Source organism: Desulfosarcina cetonica JCM 12296, from assembly GCF_001311845.1.
Lineage (GTDB): Bacteria > Desulfobacterota > Desulfobacteria > Desulfobacterales > Desulfosarcinaceae > Desulfosarcina > Desulfosarcina cetonica.
The window spans coordinates 1-7,305 of the sequence record NZ_BBCC01000254.1 but is presented as its reverse complement, the minus strand read 5'-3'; the positions used below and the strand labels follow the sequence as shown (position 1 = coordinate 7,305).

At 58.6% G+C, this 7,305-nt stretch carries 6 protein-coding genes and 1 pseudogene; 2 read left to right on the top strand and 5 right to left on the bottom strand.

Annotated elements, in window-relative coordinates:
- Positions 1 to 59 precede the first annotated feature (59 nt).
- The 4 genes and pseudogenes from JCM12296_RS30920 to JCM12296_RS46375 all read right to left on the bottom strand — a co-directional run.
- Positions 60 to 311 (bottom strand): PolC-type DNA polymerase III domain-containing protein, encoded by a 252-nt coding sequence (locus tag JCM12296_RS30920; RefSeq protein ID WP_054701134.1) that lies wholly within the window; start codon positions 309 to 311, stop codon positions 60 to 62.
- Complete coding sequence (locus JCM12296_RS30915; RefSeq protein ID WP_054701131.1) at positions 308 to 826, bottom strand: 3'-5' exonuclease; 519 nt, start codon at positions 824 to 826, stop codon at positions 308 to 310. The genes JCM12296_RS30920 and JCM12296_RS30915 overlap by 4 nt, the downstream gene beginning before the upstream one ends.
- 1 nt (position 827) lies before the next feature.
- The gene (locus JCM12296_RS30910) at positions 828 to 1,769 is read right to left on the bottom strand and encodes a DUF294 nucleotidyltransferase-like domain-containing protein (RefSeq protein WP_246805171.1); all 942 of its coding nucleotides are present in this window, start codon (positions 1,767 to 1,769) and stop codon (positions 828 to 830) included.
- 154 nt (positions 1,770 to 1,923) lie between these two features.
- Positions 1,924 to 2,766 (bottom strand): annotated as a pseudogene (locus tag JCM12296_RS46375) (CBS domain-containing protein); the annotation flags it as partial.
- A gap of 182 nt (positions 2,767 to 2,948) precedes the next feature.
- Between JCM12296_RS46375 and JCM12296_RS30900 the strand changes: the two are divergent.
- Complete coding sequence (locus tag JCM12296_RS30900) at positions 2,949 to 3,707, top strand: 16S rRNA (uracil(1498)-N(3))-methyltransferase (protein WP_157068050.1); 759 nt, start codon at positions 2,949 to 2,951, stop codon at positions 3,705 to 3,707.
- Between the two features lie 9 nt (positions 3,708 to 3,716).
- Positions 3,717 to 4,433, top strand: a complete 717-nt coding sequence (locus tag JCM12296_RS30895; protein ID WP_054701118.1) for a GAF and ANTAR domain-containing protein — start codon at positions 3,717 to 3,719, stop codon at positions 4,431 to 4,433.
- 186 nt (positions 4,434 to 4,619) lie between these two features.
- Here JCM12296_RS30895 and JCM12296_RS30890 read toward each other — a convergent pair whose 3' ends face one another.
- Positions 4,620 to 6,761 carry a S8 family serine peptidase gene (locus JCM12296_RS30890; RefSeq protein ID WP_054701116.1) on the bottom strand — a complete coding sequence of 714 codons (2,142 nt, stop codon included), beginning with the start codon at positions 6,759 to 6,761 and terminating at the stop codon, positions 4,620 to 4,622.
- Positions 6,762 to 7,305 lie beyond the last annotated feature (544 nt).

The window sequence follows — 7,305 nt, the reverse complement described above, 5'->3', positions numbered from 1 at the left end:
GTCGGGGATGTGGCTTTTTACGAGTCCATCAAGCTCCATGGCTACTGCAAAAAACGCTGTCAGAGCGTGCTGGCCCGGATCAGATCCCCCAACCGCCCTCGGCCGTTTTGGGCCAGGTGCGAAAGGCAGTGCTGTACGATCATGGCCGTGGCCAGGGCATCGCCGACGGCGCTGTGTCGCCGGTAGATACGGATGCCCAGCTGATGGGCGATCTCCTCGAGGGTCAGTGAGGACGGATGCCGTTCCGGCGCGGCGGCGCCATGGCCGAGCAGGCCGGGCTTGCGTGGCAGGGCCGGCAGCCGTTTGGTCAAATGGTGCGCTCGCACAGTTGCCGGCTGTCGATGACCAGATTCTGCAAGCGGAACCCATAACAGGCCTGCATCAACCGGTTCAAAAAGGCGCTGTCAAACCAGGCCGGATGGGCGACGAGGATGTCGTTGCCGAGAAAATGCAGGAAGTCGTCCAGTACCGCCGGCCCGCTCGGTGCCGATGCCAGCATGGCCGGAACGATGCCATGGACCTTGATGGCCGCCACGGCCATCTCCCCGCCGGGGTTGACCAGTTGATCGAAATAGTGGCCGAGGTGAATGCGCTGGTCGCTTAGCTTGAATGCGCCGATGCTGACAATCCGGCTCTGTTTGATGTCCAGGCCGGTGGTTTCCAGATCGACGACGGTGTACGTGAAGGCGGCCGCGGGTTGGTTTTCGTCCAGATGGGCCAGGGCATGAAGATTGGCCGCGGCCAGGGGCGGCACGTCGCGATGGGCCAGGCGCAAACGCAGGAGACGATTGGCCAGCCGGGCGGCCATCAGCGTCGGCAGGATCATTTTAGCGCACCCCCCAGATCTGGTAGCGCGACGCCATGAGGGACTGCAACTGGCTGACGATGGAAAAACTTTCCTTCAACACCTTCCGTTCCATGGGGTTGAGGACCGCCGGATCGACGAAATTGTTCAGCGGTTTGCCCTGGGTCCGGGCACGCAGATGGTGGCTGATGCGGATGCAGTTGATGTAGTCGTAGGCATCCTCGATGGCGGCGGCGAAATCTGGTTCCAGCACCCGCTCGGCCACGATGGCCTTGAGACGCGCCATGGTATTGGTTTCCGCGATCCCGAGTTCCAGGGCCATGATGCGGGCCGCATCGACCACCGGTGCCAGGCCGCGCAGCTTCAGGTTGAGTCCGCCGCTGTGGGTGCCTGAGGTCTCGACCACGAAGTGGCGCATGAACCCCAGGGGCGGGCGGTTGTAAAGGGCGTTGCCGGCCATCTCGCGGGCGTAGTGCTTCCGTCCGGCGGCGGTGGCGGTCAGCCATTGGCGCAGCCGCTCGGCGCCGTCGAAGCCGTCGGTGATGCTGCGAAAATCGAAGAAGATCGTTGCCAGACGCATGTTTTCCGGTGACGGCGCATCGATCCAGCCGGCGAACATGTCCCGCCATTCATCCAAACCCAGGCACCATTTGGGGTTGCTGGCCATGATGCCCCCCTGGCAGCGGGGAATGCCGAACCGGGCCAGGGCGTCCACCACCTGCCGGGCCAGGGTGAGGAACCACTTTCTGGCCGCGGGCACCTGGGCTTCGGGAAGATCCTGGTAGACGAGGGCGTTGTCCTGATCCGAGCACAGGGTCTGCTCCCGGCGGCCCTCGCTCCCCATGGCCAGCCAGCAATACGGCACCGGCGGCGGTCCCCATGCGCCCTCGATCATTTCCCGCTCGACGACACGAATGAATTGGCGCGTGACCCGGTCGTTCAACTCGGCAATCAGCGCCACCATGGGCTTGACCTCGCCCATGCGCTGCATGGCCATCTCCAGCACCCGATCGATCTGGGCGCGTTTTGTCGACCAGCGCGTCGATGCTGGTGGCCTTGTTGATGTCGCCGATGATACCCACCGGCGAGGTGCCGGTGGCCAATTGAAAATCGTGTTCGCTGATGATGCCCACGGCCCGCTGGTTGTCGATTACCACCAGATGGCTGACCCCGAAGCGGCTCATGTCCAAAAGGGCGTCAAAGGCGAAGGCGTCGGGTGCGATACTGCGGATGGGGGCGCTCATGATGGTTTCGGCCGGCGTGCTCAGGTCACGGCCTTCGGCGATGATCTGGCTGCGCAGGTCCGTATCGGTGAGAATGCCCACCGGCAGGCCAACCTCGTTCTGGATGACGATGGAACCGACGCCGCGGATTTTCATCAATCGGGCCGCCTCCTGAACGTTGGTCCGCGGGGGACAGCTCAGCGGCGTGGTGGACATCAGCTCCCGAATCCGCTTGCCGGAGAGAAACAGGTCGAACTGGATCTGGTTGTCGCTGGTGAGCAGGTCGAGCTGTTCGTCCGCTGATTTGCGCACGGCCTTGAAATTGCGCGCCAGGGAGAAGCCGAAGTAGCGTTTGAAGTCGGCATGTGTGGCCAGTAGACGGTCCACCGTTGTCTTGGGGATCAGAAAAACGATCAGATCCTCCTGGGCGCTGATATTGAAAAGGGCGCTCTTGCCTTCCAAAAGGCTCACCGCACCAAAACTATCGCCTTCGCCGCGCAGGTCGACCAGGAGTTCGTCGCCGGATTCATCGGTGATCGAGATCCGCGCGCAACCGGTCTGAACCACGTAAAGGAAGCCGCTGGAGGCTTCGCCCATGTGGATGATCCGTTTACCCGACGGGTAAAAGGCGACTTGGACGGTGCTGACCACCTGCTCGAGGGTGGCGCGATCGAGGGTGTTGAACGGTATTACGGTGCTGAGAAACTCGACGATGCCGGGTAGCGGATATGCAGTCATAGGCTTCCTGGTCGATTGAAAAAACCGATTGGGATCGTGCGGTTTTTAGTGGGGATCTAAATCAATATAGAACAATCACCTTGACTTCTCAATGGGTTTGATGAAATCAAGCGGGATTGAATCCGCTTCTGGGTGAGTGTCGCGACCCAAATTTCATAAACCGGGCTTGGGTGAATCGGCCGATGGCCTTACGACGCTTCTATTTACCGCCGGCGATGGTCGGTGACGCGCAGCCGGAGATTACCGGCTCGGACGCCGGGCACATCTGCCGCGTGCTGCGGCTCTCCACCGGCGATACCGTCGAGCTTTTCGATGGCACGGGAAAGGGGTACCGGGCGCGCATCGTGTCGCTCTCCCCGAAACGGGTCGTTCTGGAAATCGAGGAAACCTTCGCGCTGTTGTCGGAGTCACCGGTGCAGCTTACCCTGGCCCAGGCAATGCTCAAGGACCGCAAGATGGATGATCTGCTTCGCCCGTTGACCGAGTTGGGCATCAACGGCTGGATCCCCTTTTACGCGGCCCGCTCGGTGCCGGTGGCCAGCGCCAAGGGCCTCGGCGCGCGTCTTGCCCGTTGGGAGAAAATCAGCCGCGAGGCGGTTAAGCAGTGCCGCCGTGGCTGCATGCCCCAGATCACGCCGATGAAGGATCTGGACGCCGTGCTGGCCACGGCAGGGGAATACGATCTAAAAATCATTTTCTGGGAAGAGACGCCCCGGCCGTTTGTGCCGCCCGAAAAAACCGCGCGACCGCCTCAGCGGATCCTGATCCTGGTGGGCCCGGAAGGCGGATTCGATGCCGATGAAGTCCGTCGGGCCAGGGCCAACGGTTTTCTCACGGCAGGCCTGGGCCCCCGCATTCTACGGGCCGAGACCGCCGCCGTGGCGGCCTGCACGCTGGTCCAGTATTGTTTTGGTGATATGGGAGGCGTCGTCAAAAGATAGGATTCGATCATGGAAAAAATCGATTTGAATACCTACGACAGTTACATCAAGGCGTTAACCGACATCAGCCGAGCGATTACCTCTGATCTGTTTTTGGAGGATCTGCTGAAATTGATCGTCATGGTGACGGCCAAGGTTACCGGTGTCGAGATCTGCTCCCTCTGGCTTATCGATGAAAGCGAGAAGACCCCGATCATCCGGCTGAAGGCCACGCAGTCCATTGATCCGGAGTATGTCAAGGATCGCTCGTTGCATTTGAACGAAGGGGTCGTCGGTTATGTGGTCACCAACAAACGCCCGATGGTCATTGCCGATGTGTTGCGCAACTCGCGTTTCAAGGAAAAGGAGATGGCCCGCAAGTTGAAACTGGTCTCCATGGTGGGGGTGCCGCTGAAACTCAAGGACGAGCGCATCATCGGCGTGCTGAACTGCTTTACCGCCACGCCCCATGCGTTTTCCAATACGGAGATCAACCTGCTCACCGCCGTTGCCAACCAGGCGGCCGTGGCCATTTTAAACACGGAATTGATGGTAAAGACACGGGTGATTCAAGAGGAGCTGGAGGCCCGCAAAATGATCGAGCGGGCCAAGGAGATTCTCATGCACCGCCGCAACATGAAAGGTGACGAAGCCTTCCGCTGGCTCCAGAAACGCAGCATGGATTCGCGTAAACCCTTGCGCCATATCGCCGAGGCGATCATTCTTTCCGAGGATATCTGCCGCTAAACCGGCGCCCGCCTTTAAGGCCGGGGAACAGCCCGTTGGCGAACAAACAACTTGGGGGAAAGCCACTCACCGTAACTTGCCATGGATTGTGGCTTTCCCCCGATGAGTTGCGCTCTTGGTTGATTCCATTTGGCGACATGCCCGCCGATACCAAAGGGCGTTCACGGTTGATGGCCGATGGAATGACTACGCAAGCTTCCCATAATAGATGAGGTTTTCGCTCTGATTGGCGATGTACAGGGTCTTGGTGATTTTGTCATACGCCAGCCCGTCGACGCGGTAGTTTCCTCTTCCCGGCGCCTTGAAACGACAGCTTACACGGAGGGACGTCTTATCAAAAACGATGATTTCATTGGCGAAAGGGTCGCCTGCGAAGATAAGGTTGCCGCCATTGTGGGTCAGTGCCCGGCAGCGCCCGCCACCGGGTACGGGGAAGCTGCGCAAAACGGCTCCCGTGGCGGGATTGATTTTATGGATGCGCGAAATGGTGGAATAGTAAAGGTGTTTTCCATCATAGGTCAAACCTTCGCCACGCCCTGATGGGGCGCTGATCGACCCCACCTGCGCCCCGGTTGACGGGTTGATGGCATTGATCGAGCCGGCACCGGTGGTGACATTCGCCACCCGAATGGCTTTCCCGTCCCACGTCATGCCGCCAATCGTATCGTTGTTCCTGGGATCAATCGAACGTATGACCGCTCCGGTGGTCGGATTGAGGAAGTAGATCCGCTCCGAATACGGTTTTTGGGTGAGAAAAAGCAGCTGCCTCACCGGGCGGAACCAGGGGAAACGGACAGCGGTGGTGTAAAAGGTCAGCGCGCTGCTCGATCCGGCGTTTTTCTGCGGAAATTTGATTTTCCCCTTGACCTTGAACCTGCAAAGGGCCGGTGTCGCGTTGAGCGCCCTGTAGGCGTTGATCCGGCCTTTGCCCAATTTGCCATTGTATCCTGGATTGAGGGCATTGATATTGTCACAGTTGTTTTCAATAATTGTTCTCACTTCCAGGTGGGTCAGGGTCGGATTTCGTGACCAGATCAGCCCCGCCAGCCCGGCCACCAACGGGCACGCCATGGATGTGCCGTCTTTGCTTCCATAGGTGTCATTCGGCACGGTGGAATAAATGTTAACCCCGGGCGCGGAGACATCCACCGACGACCCATAGTTGGAAAATCCGGCTTTGACGTCTTTGTGGTCAGTTGCGGCAACAGACAGCACCTCGGGCATGACGCCGGGGTATTTGGGGGTGACATCCGTATCCGTGTAATCATTGCCGGCGGCAAAACAGACAAGGATGCCCTGGGTGTTCGCAGCGATAATGGCATTTTGAATCGCCGTCACATTGCCGCTGGTTCGCCAACTGCAACTCATGACCACATGCCCATACCGCGGGGCGATGGATGTGACGAAATTAATGGCATCCGCTCGGTTCTGGTAAGCGCCGCCATGAAGGTCGATACGAATCGGCAAAATGCTGCAACCCGGTGCCAAGCCGAGGATCCCGGTGCCGTTGTCAACCCCCGCCGCGATGCCCGCGCAGTGGGTCCCATGATCCTCCCACGATTCGGTTCCAGGCTCGGGGACCAGATCGGGATCGGCGAAATCCCAATCCTCGCCTGTCGGTCGGGACAGGATGTTTCCCTGAAGGTCCGGATGATCCAGATCCACACCCGTGTCGAGAACCGCAATCACGATCCCCGCATCGCCCCGTTCGATATCCCAAGCGGCCGGTGCGTCCACATCCGCGTCACTGGTTCCGCCGGTTTGCCCGGTATTATGCAGGTACCATTGGTTGTTGAAGCTGGGATCGTCCGGCATGTAAAGCGCATCGTTATAGCCGACATTGGATGGTTCGGCGAAAAGGACATCATCGTTTTTGTTGAAGGTTTCAATGGCATCGAAGATATCCATTCCCGAAGGCAATTGAAGGGTATAGTAACCGGGGGTTTGCTGTTTCCTGAGGATGGTGCAGTGATGACCGGCAATTACCTTTTCCTGGGCTTCCGGGCTGACACCCGGCTTGAATTGCACCGTGATTTCGCCGGGCAGGAAAAAGCGTTCGTTGCCTTCGTTGTCGACAACAACAGGCATGAGACTTCCGATTCCCGGCTGTTTGGCAACCGATTGGACATCGGCGCCATCCTCCAGAAGCTGGTAGCACCCATAGCCCCTTGATGGGGTCGAATCATATAGGGGGGTCATGATTCGATTCTTCTCCAAGCTCCTGGTCGCCGAGAGCATGTCTGCGTCAGCCGAGAATTTGACCATGACTTGTCCCGTCTTGGGAGTAAACGTAAATTCCTTGCCGCTGAGTTTGTCTTTGTATTTCATTGCCCGCCTCCTTCTTGAGAACGCCTGAATGCCGTTTGAATGCCACAACCGCGCGTATCATGACTGCAAGCAAGCCTCCATCGGCCGAGTGGAACGTGACGATCTCACCTCCTTTCCCTGGCGATATGCGGCATTGACGGCAACTGTGAAAGCCAACCGGATCCGTTCTGGTGTGTTTAGGATGAAGGGAAAATACGCCAACAGGAAAGCTGTGAAGCAAGCACCATGAACAGAAAACGCGGATGGAAGCTGGCTTGTGTGTGAATTCAACCTGACACAGGTTGCACCCAGCGTCAGTGATGGAGATCACAGGAATGACACATCCATGGTGAAAAACGTGACAATGGGTCATGCTGGGGGAAGGTATGCGTTTACGGAACGCTGATTCTCCTCCCTCAATGGGTTCGGCATCCCATAAAAGCAAAAGCCCCCTGCCGGGATCCGGCAAGGGGCTGTTTGTTCGTCAGAAACTTTTTAGAAACGATCGGGCAAAGGCGTCTATCCGCGCCACTCGGTATCGTCGACGGTGGTCTTGAAATCCGCG

Coding starts and splice junctions, on each gene's coding strand:
- JCM12296_RS30915 (WP_054701131.1), bottom strand. CDS start 826: ATGATCCTGCCGACGCTGATGGCCGCCCGGCTGGCCAATCGTCTCCTG.
- JCM12296_RS30910 (WP_246805171.1), bottom strand. CDS start 1,769: ATGGTGGCGCTGATTGCCGAGTTGAACGACCGGGTCACGCGCCAATTC.
- JCM12296_RS30900 (WP_157068050.1), top strand. CDS start 2,949: ATGGCCTTACGACGCTTCTATTTACCGCCGGCGATGGTCGGTGACGCG.
- JCM12296_RS30895 (WP_054701118.1), top strand. CDS start 3,717: ATGGAAAAAATCGATTTGAATACCTACGACAGTTACATCAAGGCGTTA.
- JCM12296_RS30890 (WP_054701116.1), bottom strand. CDS start 6,761: ATGAAATACAAAGACAAACTCAGCGGCAAGGAATTTACGTTTACTCCC.